A 17,297-nucleotide genomic window follows, 5' to 3' on the forward strand; every position below is an offset into this window, starting at 1 on the left:
TCCTTGTGGCTTACCAGTTCCGGCGTTTGATGCGCGTGAGTTCGCTTTCCAGATCGGCCAGTGCCTGATCGACCGGTAGCTCGCCCGCCAGCACGCCATGCACTCGATCGAAGAACGCATTGGAGACCCGTGGATAGCGATCGGCGGTGATGGCAGCGGGGCGCATTACCCCATCGTTGAGAATGCTGTGCAGCTGAGCGTAATAAGGCATTGCCGCGAGCAATTCGGGGTCTTGATACAGCGACTCGATAACCGGGTTATAGGCGCCTATCAGGGCACGACGTTTTTGCTCTTGGGCACTGGTCAGGTAGCTCACCAGCTCTGCGGCAAGTTTTGGATGGGCGCTGTAACGCGATACCGCCAGGCCCCAGCCACCGAGGGTGGATGCATGGCTGCCGGTCTCGCCGCCGCGGGGCAGGGGAGCGACCCCGACCTTGTCTTTTACTGCACTGTCCTGGCTTTGTACCAGGGCCCAGACATACGGCCAGTTACGCATGAACAGCGCATTTCCCGATTGGAATACGCCACGTCCTTCTTCCTCTGTGTAATTGAGCACGCCCCGTGGGGAGATGTCTCCGACCCAACTTTTCGCCAAGGTCAAAGCCGTTCTTGAAGCCTGACTGTTGACCACGATGTCGCCTCGCGAATTGACCAGGCCGCCTTCCGGTTGGCTGCTGATCCACTCCAGCGCATTACACGTCAGGCCTTCGTAGGCGCGCCCCTGAAAGATGTACCCCCACGCATTGGGATTACCGGCAGTGCGCTCGGCCTGCTGAATATTTCTGGCGGTAGCGGTCATTTCCTCCCAGGTCTGGGGAACCTGCTGGTTGTACTTCTCAAGCAAGTCCTTGCGGTAGTACAGCAGACCCGAGTCGGTGAACCACGGCATGGTCACCAGCCGTCCGTTCACCGTGGCGTTATCCACCTGTGCCTGGAAGTAGCCTTGGGTCGCGTTGGTCGCAAGCACCTCGCGCAAATCCATCAGGTGTTTGGCCAGCATCCCCGGCCACACCATATCGATTTGAATGATGTCGATGTCGCTGGACTGCGCACTGAGGATCTGTTGGTAGAACGACAACCTCTCGGTCGCCGAGTTAGGCGTGGAAACCACCTCGACGTGGTTGCCGGTCTGTTTCGACCATGCGTCGACAGCCTCCTTGCACAGTTGTAATTCGGCACCCACGGCCCCGCACGAGATCGTCAGATTGGCTGCGCTCGAGAGGGATGGAAGCCCGGCAAACAGGGTGAGCAGTGCTGCTGGAAGGAGTGATTTGAGCTGTTTCATAAAGCCCTCTTTATTTTTGTTTTTAGAAAAGTTAACGTTAACATCGCCAAATGTAGCAGCGTATTTGCGATGAGGCATCCTTTTTTTGGTGGATTTTGACAATTAACAATTCACGAAAAAAAGGCCGGTCGCAGGACAGAAAAATAAAAACAAAACAGGAAATCCCCCATGCAGAAAGCATCAAGCTGGCTACTCGCAGGCGTACTCGGCACCTCGGCGGCCACCTCTCAGGCCGCGACTCTGGAAGAGCGCATGGCCGCGTTTGAAGCCCGTGCCAGCGCCGCGGAAAAACGTGCAGCCGCCGCTGAACAGCAAACCCAGGCACTTGCCAGAGAATTGCAGCAGATCAAACTTGCTACTCCCGCCTTGCAGCCGGCTGCGTCCACTGCAACAGCCATTTCGGCGCCTGCTTTGGACACCCGGCTGGCAAAACTCGAAGCCCGTCAGCAAAGCATGGAAAAGCAGAACAGTAACGGACACCTGACTGACGGCTTCAGCTTCAAGGGCTACGCCCGCTCCGGATTGCTGATCAACGATGGGCTGGGTGGTGGTCGTGGCGGCCCTTATACAACCCCGGCCGGTTCAGTCGGTGGTGCCGTCGGGCGACTCGGTAACGAAGACGACACCTACATGCGTATAGACCTGTCGAAAGAAATCTATGCGCAGAACGGCACCCGTTCCAAATTCACGGTGTCCATCGCCGACGGTGTGGAGAGTTCCAATGACTGGACGGCCGAAGAAAGTAACCTGAACGTGCGTCAGGTCTTTACCGAACTCGACCATCTCGCCGCTTTCAAGGGCAACTCAGTGTTCGAGAATTCCACCCTGTGGGCAGGCAAACGATTCGACAGAGATAACTTCGATATCCACTGGCTGGACTCGGATGTCATCTTTCTGGCCGGCACCGGGGGTGGCATCTACGATGTGCAGATGAACAAGGATTGGCGCTCGAACTACTCCTTGATCGGGCGTAACTACGGGGATTTCAGTGAGGGCGGTGTCAATGCCGATGTGGAAAGCTACATCCTGACCTCCAACCAGTTCTTTGATAATGGTCAGTGGCAGTGGATGTTCAATGGCATTGGCTCAAAGAAAAACGACTTTGGCACCCGCAGCAATGAAGCGGGCCTGACGCCTGCGGATTCCGGCTTGCACAGCATGGTGGCCAATCACCAGAAAAACTTTTTCGGCAGGGAAGGCTTCTTCAAAACGGCACTGCTCTATGGGCAGGGTCTGGGGGCAGAGGTCAAGAACATCGGCTCGGATGGCGAACTGATCGACGATGCCCGCGCGCTGCGTCTGGCGCTTTATGGTGAGACACCCATTGCTCCCGGCTGGCGCATCGGCCCCAGCTTGTTGGCCGAACAGAGCAAGGACAGGTACGTCAAAGGTGACGACTACCGCTGGATGACCCTGAACGTGCGGTTGGCCAATGAAATCAACAGCAATTTCGAGATGGCCTACGAAATGAGCTGGCAAACCATGGACCTCGATCCCAAGGGCTATATGCAACGTAATGCAGTCGACGGTAACTTCTGGAAATTCACGATTGCTCCGACATTCAAGCCTGACTTTGGAGACCTGCTCACACGTCCCGAATTGCGCGTGTTCGCCAGCGTCATGAACTGGTCCTCGGACCTGGACCGATACAGTTCCACAGACAACTTCGGCAAGTCGGACTTCAACGCCGGCGGTGTGTGGCAATACGGTATACAGATGGAAACCTGGTTCTGATACCTGCTTCATCTGCGACAGGCCTTACCTGTAGGAGCCAGGCTTGCCGGCGAAGGCGCTCTTAAAAGTGCCTTCGCCGGCAAGTCGGATCGCCGCACCGCTGGCTCCTACGAAAGCGGTTTTACTCACGCTGAATCACGATGGGCGGCTCGATCAGTTGCAGTTCGAGCGTACCCGAGGCTGGCACGAAGCGCGGGCCGGTGCTTTCAGGCGTTGCCCGCAACCTCCAGGTGCGCTGCACCTTCGCCAGTTTGGCGACGCCTGATCCCAGGGACCAGCGCCGGCAGACCTTTTCCAACTTGAGTGGGTAAAGGGTGAGTTGGTCGCCTTTGAAGTGCATGCGCAGGAAGCATTTGTGGTCGGCGATGCACTGCGAGGAAAAAACCGCCTCGCTATGTAGCCCCCAAAAGGTGTTGCCCATCACCATCCATGCGCCGAACAACAGGCCTCCCAAACTGCCACCGAGCACCAGCGTCTCCGCCAGGAACAACGAAACCTGGTACAGGTTTTCTACCTCGAGCTGCAAGTAGTGGATGTTGACACGGCCCATCAGCCATAGCAGTCCGATCGCCAGTCCCAGATGAAGTAACCCGTGAGCCGCTCCAATGGCATAGGCGAGCTTTCGGGTGCGCTTGACCCCGGCGGCTGAGAACACTGCGCAACCCAGCACAATGATCACGGCGAACATTACCGACGAAGGACTGTGTGACAGGACCAGGAGCAGGTGTCGCCAAACTTCGCTGATGTTGGGAATAGACGCTTGGAGGTCAGACAATACGTCCATCAGACTGCGGTTGCCTCGTGCCGGGTGGGGCACCGTACTGGCGCTTTGTACCATCCAGTCGAACAGCAGGTACAAGATGGCAAGCATGCCGCAGAACGAGAGGTTGCGGGTGGGTAGCCGCCACGCCCGATTACGCAGTTGCTCGGAGGTCTTTTTGTCCGGGTAGACCGCAGCCAGCTCGTAGTGCTGTCGGGTGCCGCCAACGTTGATCGGCTTGGGCGGATCTGGAAGCTGATGGGTGGCATTCAAGAAGGCGCCACCGCCTCCGCAGGTGATGCGCTGCGGCGCCGGGGTGCCAGCTTTTGGCTGATAGCGCGCGTAGTGGTGCGAGTCTCCGGCCAACACCACCGCCAGGTGATCACCCAAAAGCTCCTCGATCTCGCGCAGGCTGCGAAAGCGCGGCGTCTGGGTTTCGATCGAGGGCAAGGCCTTGCTCTCCTCGCGTGCCAGCCGTTCGGCTTCGTCCACCCAACTCGGCTCGGGTGTGCAGAGGATCACGCGATCGCCTGGCTGCAATTTGGCGTGCATCTGCTCGAAGTATTGCTTCTGCTGTCGGTCGATCATGGATTCAAACTGCAGATCCAGGCCCCAGATCCACCAGCCATGGGGCAGTTGCAGCACGTAGTAACCGGTGCGCTGGCGGGTTTCCCAAGCGCCGATGGGCTTCTGCTCGCAAAACAGTTGGGAGAAACCGCGCAGACCGTCATACCAATCGTGGTTGCCGGGCGTCGCCAATATCCACGGTGCACCCGGCTGTCGCACGGGCTGGTCCTGGTCATCAGGGCGTTCCTTGGGTACCGGCGCGGGAAATGCGGCGCGGAAGGGATCAAGGAAACGGGTGCGGTAGCCGTTGCGGGCCGGTGTGGGATAGACCTGGTCACCGCCGAGCAGCAGCACATCGCCGCGCGGCAGCGAGAGCTGGTGTTCCGGCAACTCGACAGCATGGCTGACGCACAGCGCCATGGAATAGGTGGAGTCCCAGCCATCGCCGGTGTCGGCCAGATAGTCGATCCACACGTCACCGTCGGCAGCCACCTGGATGGGCGGGTTAGAGTCCCGAGGGTTGAGCATGGCCAGCACCTCGCGTGGGTCCGCGAAGGCACCCATCGTGGTGGCGACAGCCGTTTGTAAGCCCGTGCGCATTAGCTGCAACGGGCCTAGCCAATTGACCATCGCCTCCTGGGTATAAAGTTCTATGCGGCTATTGAGCGTGGGGGATTGGGTGGAACGGGTCATGGCGAGGGGCGCAGCGTGCGGCGTAGGCGCCTCTCCAGCGCGAAACTCAATCGATTGCTCCTTCATCATTCAGCCTCCATTGCTGTAACGAGTTCAGGTACCTCAAAAGGGTGATCTTTTGTCGGTCGATTCAGAATAGGTCAGTTATGCGATGGCCGCCGGTTCATAGCCTCAAGGAGAGGCTGTCGTGAATCGTTCCCGAAAACGTGGTCTCTACCGGCCCGATGAGAAAGACCGGTCCCACGCCATCCCATTGAACCGTTACGGTACCGCCATCACATTCAACCTCAACGCGAGGGTCTAACAAGCCACGACGAATTCCGTTAACTGCCGCACCACAAGAGCAGGAACCTGAACCGAGTGGAATACCACCCCCGCGCTCCCAAATGCGCAACCGAATGTGCTTTCGGTTAATGATCTGGACGAAATGCACATTCGTCTTGAGGGGGAATAGAGGGTTGGTTTCAATGGTCGGTCCGAGGGTCACTATATCAATGGCTGTCAGGTCATCCACAAAATAGGTGCAGTGCGGATTGCCCATGCTGGTAGCTGCTGGCTCACCCGCGAGTGGTAAAACAGCAGTATCCATTTCCAGAGCCAGGGGAATATCCGACCAGCCGAAAAGCGGTTCCCCCATGTTGACGGAAATCGTACCCGTTGAGGTTCGTTCACACGTGAGGAGACCACGGTTGGTTCGCAGCGCTATCGACGTAGTATTTGATTCACGCATCAACACATCCGCGGCACCCCGCGTTGCGCTGCCACAGGCATCCAGCGTGGAACCATCAGCATTCCAGAACATCAAGCGCGCCACGGCATCATCGCAATCGAGCATCACCGCGAGTTGATTGAATCCGACGCCTCGGTGCCGATCACCCATTCGCCGAGCCATGGCGCTTGTGATTGGATTGGCCGAGTTTCGCGAGTCCACAATGACGAAGTCATCGCCATTGGCGTGCATTTTATGAAAACTCAGCGGCATAAAGAGATCCTGTCGACGAGACATGGGGGGATGATGTTAGAAGGCGATCCAGCCTCATTCGAATAGAAATGGACCCGCCAGAATAGCGGGTCCGAAAGGGGGATCAGAGTTTCGGCAACTGTCCGATGCGCCCGAACATTTCGGTCACGATCTGCAGGTCCAGCAGGAACTGGTCGACGGTCTTGAACTCGTTGTCATTGTGGCCAGTGTATTTGACCTCGGGCCTGGCCAGGCCGAATTGCACGCCATTGGGCAGCTCATGGACCGAAGTGGCGCCGGCAGAGGTGCCGAACTTGTGTTCCATGCCAAGGTTTTCGCTGGCCACGGCCAGCAGCGCCTTGACCCATTCACCCTCAGGATTGCGGTGCATCGGCTCGGCGATCGAGTAGTCAAAGGCCGCCGCAATGTCGGTCTTCTTGCTCCAGGCGCCAAGCTTGTCGGCGATTTCGGTCTTGAGCACTTCAGGGGATTTGCCCTTCGGCACGCGCAGGTTGACTGCGAGCTTGAAGGCTTTTTCATCCATCCCGACATAGGTCAGGGATGCGGTCAGCGGTCCCATGAAGGCATCGGAAAAACCGACCCCCAATTTGTTACCCAGGTAGTCCAGCCCCCAGTTGTCGGCGGCGTAGCGGGCGGCGTCGGTCATGTGGTTGTGCTTGAGCGCGACCTTCCCGTCGAGGCTGTTGATGAAGTCCAGCATCCTTGCCACCGGGTTGACGCCTGACTCGGGCTCGGAGGAGTGGGCGGAAACGCCGGTGACCGTCAGCTGGACGTCCTTGCCGACGACCTTGGCGCTCACCTCGAAGTTGCCGCCATTGCGCTTGGCATAATCGCTACCGGCCTTCTGCAGGCTGGCGGCCAATTCGGCGGGCTTGTCAGTCACCAGGGTGGCGACTGAAGTCGAAGGAATCTGGTTGGTTGCCAGGCCGCCGGTCATTGAGGTGATTTCAGCGCCCTTACCCTGTGCGTTACGACGGGCAAAGCTTGCCATGACGGTGCCATAGCCTTTCTCGGCAATCACTACCGGGTAGCCGCCATCCAGCGCCAGGTTGTAGTTGGGTGTCGGGTTGTGTTCGAAGTAATAGGGGATGGCGTCGCCCGTGGTTTCTTCGGTGGTGTCTACCAGCAGCTTGAAATTCCTGGCCAGCGGCAGTTTCTCTTCCTTGATGATCTTCATGGCGTAGAGCGCCACCACAATGCCGTTCTTGTCATCCTCGGTGCCCCGGCCATACATGCGGTCGCCGACCAGGGTGACCTTGAACGGATCGAGGCGGGTGCCGTCTTTCAGAACCCAGTTCTCCGGCGTCACGGGCACCACATCGGCATGAGCGTGAATGCCCACGACTTCGTCGCCGTTGCCTGCGAGGGAGATTTCATAGACGCGGTTGTCGATGTTGCGAAAGTTCAGGTTGAAGGCCTGGGCAAGGCCCTTGAGCTTGTCGGCGATCTTGATGAATTCGGGATTGTCGTGCTGAGCAACGCCGTCCACGCGGAAGGTCGGGATTGCCACCAGCTCGCGCAGGGTTTCGGTGGCAGCATTGCCGTATTTCACCCGTGCATAGAGGCCAAGCAAGCGATGGATCTCGTTCTGCTGTTCAGGGGTAAGGGTCTTGTTGCTCTGGAAGGCACTGATTGCCGGGCCGAGGCCGTTGGTTTTGGCAACGTCGCTCTTGGCCAGGCGTCCCAGGAACTGCCTGAAATCGGTTACCGATGCGTCACTGAAGGTCTTGAGGATGGTCGCGCTCTGTTGCGGGGTGATGTTGGCGTGCGCGGACGTGGTGAACGACGAAAGGCTGGCCAGCATCAGGGTTGTCGCGGTCAGGTGTTTGAGTGAGAAATCCATTGTTGGGGGCATTCCTTTGCAGGCAGTTTGTGAGAAAAATCTGGTCGATGAGTCAGAAACTTTTCCAAACTAACACCATGAGGGAGTGGTACGGGAGTCCCTGAAGCGGGATCTGTCGCACAAAAATGCAAAAGCGACGCAGAAACGAAAAAACCGGGAAGGTTCCCCGATGCTGTTCATTTAAGAGAGTCTTGAGTCAGTGAGAAACCTGTGGCGAGGGAGCTTGCTCCCGCTTGAGTGCGTAGCACTCACAAAAATCGGTGATTGTTATAAGGTTTTTGGGGCCGCTACGCAGCCCAGCGCGAGCAAGCTCGCTCGCCACAAAGCTAGGCACCTACCAACGCAACTCGAAGGCATTTTTCGCGCCCGGCTGGAGGCTGCTGCCCAAGCGTATGCACTCGCGAGAAAGGGTGTCGTGCAGCCATTGACGGTCATCCCCTTCGGCGCGACAGAGGCGAAAGCGACGCAGGCGGGTGGGTATCAGCTCCAGTGACTTGAGGTTCCCGCCCGGGTCCAACGAGGCAAAGTACAGAAGGCCCAGGTCGCCGCGAAAGTCTGTGTGGCCCTCGATGCCTTCGTAGTCGTTCAGCAGATCACCGCAGCCATAGAGAATCAGGCGTTCGCGGTACACCTCGATGCCCTTGATGTGGTGCGAGGAATGCCCGTGCACCACGTCAACTCCGGCCTCGTCGATCAAGGCATGGGCGAACCGGACTTGCTCGCGCGGGATATCGAACCCCCAGTTGCCGCCCCAATGAATGGAGGCGACCACCAGATCGCCCGGTTTTTTGCTCTCGAGAATCCGTTCGGCCACAGGGCGCAGGCTGTGCATCGTCAGATCTTCCAACCGCGCGACGCCCGCGCGCTTGTCCGTGGCGGCCCAGTCCAGCGGAATGCCGCTGTCGGGTACGCCGAGGCCAAACACCAGCAAGCGCCGCCCGCCGGGCTGCGGCAGCACGGCGGGCGCTTCGGCAGATTGTCGGTTGTGCCCGGCGCCGGCGCTGCACATACCGTTGCTCGACAAGGTATCCAGCGTATCGGCCAGGCCGGCGGCCCCCCAGTCCAGCACATGGTTGTTGGCCAGCACGCAGCAGTCGATGCCGGCTGCGCTGATGGCCGGGAAGTTCTCCGGGCTCATGCGGTAATTGATGCCCTTTTGCTCCGGTCGTCCACGGCGGGACACCGCAGTTTCCAGATTGATGATGCGTGCGTGTGGCTGGCGAAGTTCAAACTCATCCAGCGCAACGCCCCAGACATAGGTGAAATCAACGGGGAGGGGAATCGGGCCATTGAGTCGTTCTGCCAGCCGGACATAAACGCCGGCATGCTTGACGTAGTCTTCGTAAAGCCGCGGATCGCCAGGATACGGCAGTACTGCGTCGATGCCGCGGGCAGTCATGACATCGCCGGCGAGAAACAGCTTCAGTGAATCGGTAACAGCTGCCATGGCACCCTCCAGGATCAGGAGTAAGCATCTGTTTTAAAACAAATATATTTTTGTTTCGGCCTTCCCAGGCGAAGCAAAAGTTGATAAATTCCCGCCCGTTCTTGCAGAGGCCCCAACAGGGCTTGTAGCGCAAGGACGCAACATCTCGATGTGGCCCGCAAGCCGAAAACTCAGCGCCGGGCACTCGCAGCAACAGATACAGGGGCGTCGCCAAGCGGTAAGGCAGCAGGTTTTGATCCTGCCATGCGTTGGTTCGAATCCAGCCGCCCCTGCCATTTTCCTGATACTCATCCAAGTATGGCCTCCGCCGGCAGGTATTGCGGGAGTCCCGGATGATTGTCTTTACAGAAAACGCCAGTGCCGATCCGGTCTGGCGTTTTTTTATGCCTGCAAATCCCTCTGGGTGACGCCTTTAACATTCAGCCGTCTTGCGAGCGCAGCGAGCGCGGCGCCGTAGCGGCGCGCTCGCAAGTCACTCAGTGGGGCGCGCGAGGGATGGTCTTGAGCAGGTCTTCAGGGCTGATGTGGCCGACAACCGGCTGCACGCTGCCCGGTTGCGGCAGGTCAAGGATGTGTCCCTTCATCTTGCCGATCACGTGCATCTCGCAAGGCTTGCAGTCGAACTTCAGCGTCAGCACCTCGTCACCATGCACCAGCTGCATCGGCGCGACCTTGGTGCGCACGCCGGTGACACCCTTGGCCTGCTTGGGGCAGAGGTTGAAGGAGAAACGCAGGCAGTGCTTGGTGATCATCACCGGCACCTCGCCGGTCTCCTCGTGAGCCTCATAGGCCGCGTCGATCAGCTTGACGCCGTGCCGGTGATAGAAGTCGCGGGCTTTCTGGTTGTAGACGTTGGCCAGGAACGACAGGTGCGACTCCGGGTACACCGGTGGCGGATCGGTCTCGGCCTTGCGACCACCCCGTGGGTGAGCCTTGATGCGGGCCGCGGTCAGCGCTTCGATGACTTCGCGACGCAAGGCCTTGAGCTGCGAGTTGGGGATGAAATATGCCTGCGGTGCATCCAGCTCAATTGCGGTGGCGTGGTACTGAGTGGTGCCCAGTTGACCGAGCAGGTCGTGCAGTTGCTCCAGGGCCTGTTCCGGCTTGTTGGCCAGACCGAAAGGACCGTCCAGGGCGACACTGGCGCTGACACCTTCTTCGCTGGTGGCGGTCAGTTCCAGGCGATCCTCGCGCAGGCGGGCGACCCAGGCCAGACCCACCCGGCGCTCGGCGGAGGTCTTGAGCAGGGCCTGTTGCCAGTTGTGGTCGAGGTTGCGGTTCAGCGGGTGATTCGGTCGCAGCTGGTGCAACCCCGTGGGCATTTCGTTGGGCTCCACACGATAGCGGTAGCGCTTTTCCCCGTCCTCTTCGAACTCGCCCTTCGGCTCGGCGATGTTGGTGCGCCAGCCCACCACCTCGCGCTTGACCAGCACATTGAGGCCGTCGCCGTTGGACAGCGGTTCGTGGGTGACCACCAGCAGATCGCGCTTGCCGACTTTCTCCACCACGCCCACCGGCAGGCCGGTGAAGGTGGGTGTGTCGAAGGCGCCGATGTCGATCTTGCGGTCGCTGACGAAGTAGTCGGTGCTGCCGCGGTGGAAGGTCTTTTCCGGGTCGGGCAGGAAGAAGTGCGCGGTGCGGCCGCTGGACGCGCGGGCCAGGTCCGGGCGGTCTTCGAGAACCTCGTCCAGGCGCTGGCGATAGTAGGCGGTGATGTTCTTCACATAGCCCATGTCTTTGTAGCGACCCTCGATCTTGAACGAGCGCACGCCGGCTTCCACCAGCGCGCGGATGTTGGCGCTCTGGTTGTTGTCCTTCATCGACAGGAGGTGTTTTTCGTAGGCGATCACACCGCCTTTTTCGTCCTTGAGGGTGTACGGCAGGCGGCAAGCCTGGGAGCAGTCGCCACGGTTGGCGCTGCGGCCGGTCTGCGCGTGGGAAATATTGCACTGGCCGGAGAACGCGACGCACAGCGCGCCGTGGATGAAGAATTCGATGGCCGCGTCGGTCTCGTCGGCAATGGCGCGGATCTCTTTGAGGTTCAGCTCGCGGGCCAGTACCAATTGGGAGAAGCCGGCCTGGTCGAGGAACTTCGCCCGCGCCAGGGTGCGGATGTCGGTCTGGGTGCTGGCGTGCAACTCGATCGGCGGGATGTCCAACTCCATCACGCCCAGGTCCTGGACGATCAGCGCATCGACGCCGGCGTCGTACAACTGGTGGATCAGCTTGCGCGCCGGCTCCAGCTCGTTGTCGTGCAGGATCGTGTTGATGGTGGTGAACACCCGGGCGTGGTAGCGACGGGCGAATTCCACCAATTGGGCGATATCGCTCACCTCGTTACAGGCGTTGTGGCGGGCGCCGAAGCTCGGGCCCCCGATGTACACGGCATCAGCGCCATGCAGGATGGCCTCGCGGGCAATGGCCACGTCGCGGGCGGGGCTGAGCAGTTCCAGGTGATGTTTGGGTAGGGACATGTTTTTTTAGTCTGGCTTGTCACGGTCAAGGTGCGCATTGTAGCGGCGAAACGTTTGACCGGCACCCGTAGGCTGCCCGATGGCGACTGTTTGCTGAGCGGGGCCGTCGGATTGGCCCAAAAAAAATGGACCTCTTTTCAGAGTGTCCATTTTTTATTGCTGGATCAGTACGGGTTGCGCTGGTGCTGCTTGCTTAAGCGCAACAGCCACTCCTTAGTTCTTCACCGTTTCCTCAAGAGAGAAACGCCCCAGCGGGTTTTGCTGGAAGTTTTCTATGTTCTTGCGCGAAATATTGATGTACGGGCTGTAGTAAAGGTCGATCCAGTTGACATCCAGTTTGGCGACCTTTTGTAAGTCGACGTACATCTGTTCACGCTTGGCCGGGTCCGCTTCCACTCGGGCAGCCGACACCAGATTCTTGACCTTGTCGTTCTTGTAGCGGGTCATGTAGTTCATGTTGGTGTCGTGGCCCAGAACGAAGGTGGTCTTCTGGTCCGGGTCGAGGATGTCGTTGGTCCAGTACATCACGGACAGGTCGTAGTCACCGTCGACCAGCATCTGCCAGCTCTGGGTGGGGTCGACCTTTTGCAGGGTGGCGGTCACACCGACGGCCGCCAGTTGCTGTTGAACCAGCACGGCAATCTGCTCATCGGCTTCGTTACCAGCGTTGACCACATAGTTCAGCTTCATGCCCGCTGCGCCGGCATCGCTCAGCATCTGCTTGGCTTTGGTCGGGTCGAATGGACGTTTCAAATTGTCGGCGTAGTGGTAAAGCGAGCCCTTGGGGATGTAGGAGTAAGCCTCCTGGCCATGGCCGAAGGTGACGGTATCTACCACCGATTTTTTGTTGATGGCCATGTCCAGTGCCTGACGTACTTCAGGCTTGCTCAGCAGCCCGTGCTCATGGTTGATCAACAGGTGATCTTCCCGAGTGGAAGGGTCGGAGTGGATGGTCAGGTTGGGATCCTTGCGCAGCGCATCGACTCGCGAAAACGGTACGAAGATCGCGGAGTCCAGCTCGCCTGCCTGCACCTTGAGCATCCGGGTATTGTCGTCCGGAATGGAAATCCACTCCACGCCATCCAGGCTGACCCTGTCGGCCTGCCAGAAATGCGGGTTCTTCTCTAACTTCACACGATCGCCGCGCAGCCACTCCTTGACGAAAAAGGCCCCTGAGACCACAGGCTCCTGGGCATAAGCATCTTCGCCCATGCGGGTCATGGCCTTCTGCGAGAGAACCGACACGGTCGGTGAGGCCAGTTGCGAGAGGAACGGTACCGACGGGGTGGTCAGGGTGACGACCAGGGTTCGCGGATCGGCCGCTTTCGCCGTGTCGATCAGTTTGTAGGCATCGCTCCACAGCGAGGCTTTGTTATCGCGAGTGCGCAACAGACTGAATGCCGCGTCATCGGCTGTGATCGGTGAGCCGTCGGAGAATTTCGCCGCGCGCATTTTGAAGGTGTAGGTCAGGCCATCGTCGGAGACTTTCCAGCTTTCAGCCAAGCCGGGTTCCATCTTGCTGCCGGCCTTGTCGACCCGGATCAGTGTGTCGTAGACATTGGAAAACACCCAGGTATCGCGGTTTTGCGCGCTTTTGATCGGGTCGAACGTGGTGCTTTCTTCACGGCAACCGATGGTGAGTACACCCGCCGCCTGAGCGATACCGCTGGCAAGGGTGCAAGCGGTCAATGTGGCTGCGGCGAGCAATTTCAAATGCCTGGATCTCATGGTCAAACTCCTTCTTGATGAGTGCGTTGTTTTTAAAACAGTGGCTCTTCGAGCACGCAGTCGTAACGGCGAGCGTCGAGTTGACGGGTAGGGGGCGCCACCTGGCTACAGGTGGGACGAACGTAGCGACAGCGCGGGTGAAAAGCGCAGCCGGATGGCAGCTGCAAGGGGCTGGGCGGTTCGCCGGACAAAGGGTCGGTGGGTAGCGCCCGGGTTGGGTCGATTTGCGGAATCGACTGGATCAGTGCGGCGGTATAAGGATGTCGCGGGGAGCGGAATACGTCCTCCACGGGGCCTTCTTCGACAATCTTGCCCAGGTACATCACCGCCACCCGATCACAGAGCCGGCGAACGATCGCCAGATCATGGGCAATGAACACAATCGCCAGGTTCATGCGCTGGCGCAGCTCCAGTAGCAGGTTGATGATCTGGCCCTGAATCGACACGTCCAGCGCGGCCACGCATTCATCGGCAACGATCAGGCGCGGCTCCACGGCCAGCGCACGGGCGATCCCGACACGCTGGCATTGGCCGCCGCTCAAGGCGTGTGGTTTACGGGAGGCCAGCTCGGGGCGCAGACCGACCAGGGTCAGCAGTTCATCGACTCGGGCGGCAATCAGCGATTCCGGCACTTTGCGTTGTACCCGGAGCACTTCCGCCAGGGTCTGGCCGATGCTCAGGCGTGGGTTGAGAGCGGCGTAAGGGTCCTGAAAAACCATCGCCGTCTCATGACGCAGCCTCTCGATGTCAATCTTCCCTGCGTGGGCCATGTCGATGCCGTCGAACAGCACCTGCCCGGCGTAAATCTCGTTAAGGTGCAGGATCGCCCGCCCCAGGCTGCTTTTGCCACTGCCCGACTCGCCGACCAGCCCGAGCGTTTCTCCGGCCGAGAGGGTCAGCGAAACACCGTTGACCGCTGTCAGCCATTGCCGGTTCATGCCCAGCAAACCAGTGCCCGGAGCGGCGAAGCGCACGTGCAGATCCTTGACCTCGAGCAGGGTCATGAGCGGTCTCCGGCGGCCAAGGGGTAATGGCAAGCGATGCGGTGTCCATGGCTGACGGGCTGCAAACTCGGCATCAGTGTTGTGCAATGGTTGCCGATTTGCTGGCAGCGCGGATTGAAGCGGCAACCGTGGGGCAGGGCATCGAGCAGGGGCGGTTGCCCGGCGATGGTTTTGAGCAATGCGTGACCGTGACTGGTGGCCGGCTGACAGTCGATCAGCCCAGCGGTGTAAGGATGGCGTGGATGGGCCAGCACCTCGTGTTTGTTGCCGTGCTCGCACAAGCGTCCGGCGTACATCACTGCAATCGAGTCGCAGGTCTGGGCAACGACCCCCAGGTCATGGGTGATCAAGATGATTGACAGGCCGCGCTGATCGCGAAGATCCAACAGCAGGCGCAGGATCTGCGCTTGCACCGTGACGTCGAGGGCAGTAGTGGGCTCGTCGGCGATCAGCACGTTCGGGTTGCAACCCAGCGCCACGGCGATCATCGCTCGCTGGCGCATGCCGCCGGAAAATTCGTGAGGGTAACTGTCGACTCGCCGCTGCGGATCGGGAATACCCACTTGCCGAAGTACGTCGATGGCCTGGGCCCGGGCTTCACGCTTGCTGGCGCCTTGGTGCAGACGAATACCTTCGCCAATCTGTTCGCCAATGCGCATCAACGGGTCGAGATGGCTGCTGGGGTTCTGGAAAATCATCCCTAATTGGCGCCCACGCATGCGGCGCATGCCGGCCTCGTCCAGATGCAATAGATTTTCCCCCGCCAGTTGCACGGTTGTGCCTTCGACTCGCAGGTTGGGCGACGGCAGCAGTCTCATTAACCCCCGACAAGCCATGGTTTTGCCGGAGCCGCTTTCCCCCACCAGTCCGAGCACCTCACCCTCGGCCAGGTCAAAGGACAAGCGATCCACCAGGGTCACCTCGTGCTCACCCTTACGGGCGATGACGCTGAGTTCTTCGACCTTCAGCAAAGGCGCACTCATGAGCGTTCACCCAGATGTTCGGCAACAGCGTCGGCCAGCAGACTGAAGCCCATGGCCAGGGTGACGATCGCCAATCCCGGAAAGGTGCAGATCCACCAGGCGGAGGTGATGAAACTCTGGCCCTCGGCGACCATCGTGCCCCACTCGGCGGTGGGCGGTTGAACCCCGAGGCCGAGGTAACTGACCGCCGCGCCGTTGAGCAACACCAGCACCGCATCGGACATGGAAAACACGATCGAGCCGAACATAGCGTTCGGCAGCAGGTGCCGAAACAGAATGCGCCCATGGCCGAAGCCGAGGCTTTTGGCGGCCAGGGCGAAATCGCTTTCCTTGAGTATCAGGATCTGCGAGCGGATCAACCGTGCGTAGGACACCCAGCCCACCAGTGCCATGGCGATGTAGAAACTCATCAGGCCAGGGCCGAGGATCGCCATGATCGCCAGCATTAACACCAGGAACGGGAAGGCCAGGATGATATCGATCAGGCGCATGCAGAACGTATCGAAACGCCCGCCGATATAGCCGGACAAGGCCCCGACACAGGTGCCGATCAGAAACGGAAAAATCACCCCGATCACGGCCAGCTGCAAGTCAATGCGGGCCGACCAGATCACTCGAGACAAGACGTCGCGGCCAAAATTGTCGGTGCCGAACGGGTGGGCCAGATGGGGCGCCAGCAGGCGAATATCAGTGTTCTGGGCGATTGGATCGAAGGGCGCGATCCAGGGCGCGAAGATCGCCAGCACCAGCCAGCCGAGCAGGATTGCCAGGCCCAATCCCATTGCCAATCGAGGATTGCGCAAACCCAGGCGCAGGTTCAGTCGAGGGGCAACTGTTGCCTGACTGCTCATCGGATGTTCACGCGTGGATCGATGGCTACCGTGATGACATCGGCGAGAAAGTTTACCGCCACGGTGGCGCAAGCCAGCACCATCGCAACTCCTTGGACCACCATATAGTCTCGAGTGAAGATGCCTCGGACCAATAACTGGCCGATCCCGGGAATGGCGAACAGACTCTCGATGACCACTGTGCCGCTGATCAACCAGCCGATGTTCACCGCCAGCAGGTTGACGGCGGGTACGAGCGAGTTGGGCAGCACATGGCGACGAAACACCGCGTCTTCAGTCAGACCGCGAGCCCGGGCTGCCGTGACATGGTCGGCTTGCAGTTCCATCAGCATGCTTGCCCGCAAATTGCGCACCAATACCGCTGATAACGCCAGGGCAATGGTCAGGCAGGGCAGGACCATGTGGTGCAGTTTGTCCAGCCAGGAACGGCCGTAGCCGGAAACCGGGAACCAGCCCAGTTGCACACTGAATAGCAGGATCAACATGATCCCCAGCCAGAACGCCGGCATGCCGAGCCCGGCGGTGGTGAACAGGCGGATCAGGTTGTCGCCCCAGCCACCCTTGTTACGGGCCGCAACGGTGGCCAGCGGCACCGCGATCAACATGGCCAGCAGCACACTGCCAAGCACCAGAAACAGCGTGGGCTCGATGCGCGTGCTGATCAGTTTCAAGGCGTCGACCTTGTACAGCAATGACTGGCCGAGGTCGCCGTTGAACAGGTTTTTCAGGAAGTAGAAATATTGCATCCACAGCGGCTGATCGAGGCCGAACTGAGCGCGAACCCTGAGCAGCCCCTCCGGCGTACTGCGCGAGCCGAGCAGGGCGCGCGCCGGGTCGCCGGGAATCGAGCGCACCAGCACAAACGTGATGAGACTGATGCCAAACAGCACCGGTAGCAGTTGCAGGGGCCGTGACAGGATGAAACGGTAACGCGACAGATTCATCG

General features: G+C 59.7%; 12 protein-coding genes and 1 tRNA gene. 2 read left to right on the forward strand and 11 right to left on the reverse strand.

Features of this window, described 5'->3' with window-relative positions; translation table 11 throughout:
* Positions 1 to 10: 10 nt before the first annotated feature.
* Positions 11 to 1,285, reverse strand: coding sequence for an ABC transporter substrate-binding protein (locus tag PSH88_RS13485; protein WP_305426752.1), 1,275 nt, complete (start codon positions 1,283 to 1,285; stop codon positions 11 to 13).
* Positions 1,286 to 1,453: 168 nt separating this feature from the next.
* Between PSH88_RS13485 and PSH88_RS13490 the strand changes: the two genes are divergently transcribed.
* Complete coding sequence (locus PSH88_RS13490) at positions 1,454 to 3,019, forward strand: carbohydrate porin (protein ID WP_305426753.1); 1,566 nt, start codon at positions 1,454 to 1,456, stop codon at positions 3,017 to 3,019.
* A 121-nt stretch (positions 3,020 to 3,140) separates the two neighbouring features.
* On the opposite strand, the gene PSH88_RS13495 is transcribed toward PSH88_RS13490, so the two are convergent.
* From PSH88_RS13495 to PSH88_RS13510, 4 genes are all read right to left on the reverse strand, one after another.
* A complete protein-coding gene (locus PSH88_RS13495; protein WP_305426989.1) occupies positions 3,141 to 5,105 on the reverse strand; it encodes a metallophosphoesterase in 1,965 nt (654 codons plus the stop codon).
* Between the two features lie 97 nt (positions 5,106 to 5,202).
* Positions 5,203 to 6,021 carry a diaminopimelate epimerase gene (gene dapF, locus PSH88_RS13500; protein WP_305426754.1) on the reverse strand — a complete coding sequence of 273 codons (819 nt, stop codon included), beginning with the start codon at positions 6,019 to 6,021 and terminating at the stop codon, positions 5,203 to 5,205.
* A 103-nt stretch (positions 6,022 to 6,124) separates the two neighbouring features.
* On the reverse strand, positions 6,125 to 7,864 hold the full coding sequence (locus PSH88_RS13505; RefSeq protein WP_305426755.1) for a dipeptidase: 1,740 nt from the start codon (positions 7,862 to 7,864) through the stop codon (positions 6,125 to 6,127).
* A 334-nt stretch (positions 7,865 to 8,198) separates the two neighbouring features.
* Complete coding sequence (locus PSH88_RS13510) at positions 8,199 to 9,311, reverse strand: CapA family protein (RefSeq protein ID WP_305426756.1); 1,113 nt, start codon at positions 9,309 to 9,311, stop codon at positions 8,199 to 8,201.
* Between the two features lie 200 nt (positions 9,312 to 9,511).
* Between PSH88_RS13510 and PSH88_RS13515 the strand changes: the two genes are divergently transcribed.
* Positions 9,512 to 9,586 (forward strand) — tRNA-Gln (locus PSH88_RS13515).
* A 201-nt stretch (positions 9,587 to 9,787) separates the two neighbouring features.
* Here the strand turns inward: PSH88_RS13515 and PSH88_RS13520 are convergent.
* The 6 genes from PSH88_RS13520 to PSH88_RS13545 all read right to left on the reverse strand — a co-directional run bounded on the left by PSH88_RS13520 (position 9,788) and on the right by PSH88_RS13545 (position 17,295).
* Complete coding sequence (locus PSH88_RS13520; protein WP_305426757.1) at positions 9,788 to 11,785, reverse strand: peptidase U32 family protein; 1,998 nt, start codon at positions 11,783 to 11,785, stop codon at positions 9,788 to 9,790.
* Positions 11,786 to 11,998: 213 nt separating this feature from the next.
* Complete coding sequence (locus tag PSH88_RS13525) at positions 11,999 to 13,513, reverse strand: ABC transporter substrate-binding protein (protein ID WP_305426758.1); 1,515 nt, start codon at positions 13,511 to 13,513, stop codon at positions 11,999 to 12,001.
* Between the two features lie 32 nt (positions 13,514 to 13,545).
* Complete coding sequence (locus PSH88_RS13530) at positions 13,546 to 14,517, reverse strand: ABC transporter ATP-binding protein (RefSeq protein WP_305426759.1); 972 nt, start codon at positions 14,515 to 14,517, stop codon at positions 13,546 to 13,548.
* Positions 14,514 to 15,500, reverse strand: coding sequence for an ABC transporter ATP-binding protein (locus tag PSH88_RS13535; RefSeq protein ID WP_305426760.1), 987 nt, complete (start codon positions 15,498 to 15,500; stop codon positions 14,514 to 14,516). Before PSH88_RS13535 ends, PSH88_RS13530 begins: the two co-directional genes overlap by 4 nt.
* A complete protein-coding gene (locus PSH88_RS13540) occupies positions 15,497 to 16,351 on the reverse strand; it encodes an ABC transporter permease (RefSeq protein WP_305426761.1) in 855 nt (284 codons plus the stop codon). Before PSH88_RS13540 ends, PSH88_RS13535 begins: the two co-directional genes overlap by 4 nt.
* On the reverse strand, positions 16,348 to 17,295 hold the full coding sequence (locus tag PSH88_RS13545; RefSeq protein WP_305426762.1) for an ABC transporter permease: 948 nt from the start codon (positions 17,293 to 17,295) through the stop codon (positions 16,348 to 16,350). Before PSH88_RS13545 ends, PSH88_RS13540 begins: the two co-directional genes overlap by 4 nt.
* Positions 17,296 to 17,297 lie beyond the last annotated feature (2 nt).

This window comes from Pseudomonas wuhanensis (genome assembly GCF_030687395.1).
Lineage (GTDB): Bacteria > Pseudomonadota > Gammaproteobacteria > Pseudomonadales > Pseudomonadaceae > Aquipseudomonas > Aquipseudomonas wuhanensis.

Coding starts and splice junctions, on each gene's coding strand:
- PSH88_RS13530 (WP_305426759.1), bottom strand. CDS start 14,517: ATGACCCTGCTCGAGGTCAAGGATCTGCACGTGCGCTTCGCCGCTCCG.
- PSH88_RS13540 (WP_305426761.1), bottom strand. CDS start 16,351: ATGAGCAGTCAGGCAACAGTTGCCCCTCGACTGAACCTGCGCCTGGGT.
- PSH88_RS13545 (WP_305426762.1), bottom strand. CDS start 17,295: ATGAATCTGTCGCGTTACCGTTTCATCCTGTCACGGCCCCTGCAACTG.
- PSH88_RS13525 (WP_305426758.1), bottom strand. CDS start 13,513: ATGAGATCCAGGCATTTGAAATTGCTCGCCGCAGCCACATTGACCGCT.
- PSH88_RS13490 (WP_305426753.1), top strand. CDS start 1,454: ATGCAGAAAGCATCAAGCTGGCTACTCGCAGGCGTACTCGGCACCTCG.
- dapF (WP_305426754.1), bottom strand. CDS start 6,021: ATGCCGCTGAGTTTTCATAAAATGCACGCCAATGGCGATGACTTCGTC.
- PSH88_RS13510 (WP_305426756.1), bottom strand. CDS start 9,311: ATGGCAGCTGTTACCGATTCACTGAAGCTGTTTCTCGCCGGCGATGTC.
- PSH88_RS13505 (WP_305426755.1), bottom strand. CDS start 7,864: ATGGATTTCTCACTCAAACACCTGACCGCGACAACCCTGATGCTGGCC.
- PSH88_RS13495 (WP_305426989.1), bottom strand. CDS start 5,105: ATGAAGGAGCAATCGATTGAGTTTCGCGCTGGAGAGGCGCCTACGCCG.
- PSH88_RS13485 (WP_305426752.1), bottom strand. CDS start 1,285: ATGAAACAGCTCAAATCACTCCTTCCAGCAGCACTGCTCACCCTGTTT.
- PSH88_RS13535 (WP_305426760.1), bottom strand. CDS start 15,500: ATGAGTGCGCCTTTGCTGAAGGTCGAAGAACTCAGCGTCATCGCCCGT.
- PSH88_RS13520 (WP_305426757.1), bottom strand. CDS start 11,785: ATGTCCCTACCCAAACATCACCTGGAACTGCTCAGCCCCGCCCGCGAC.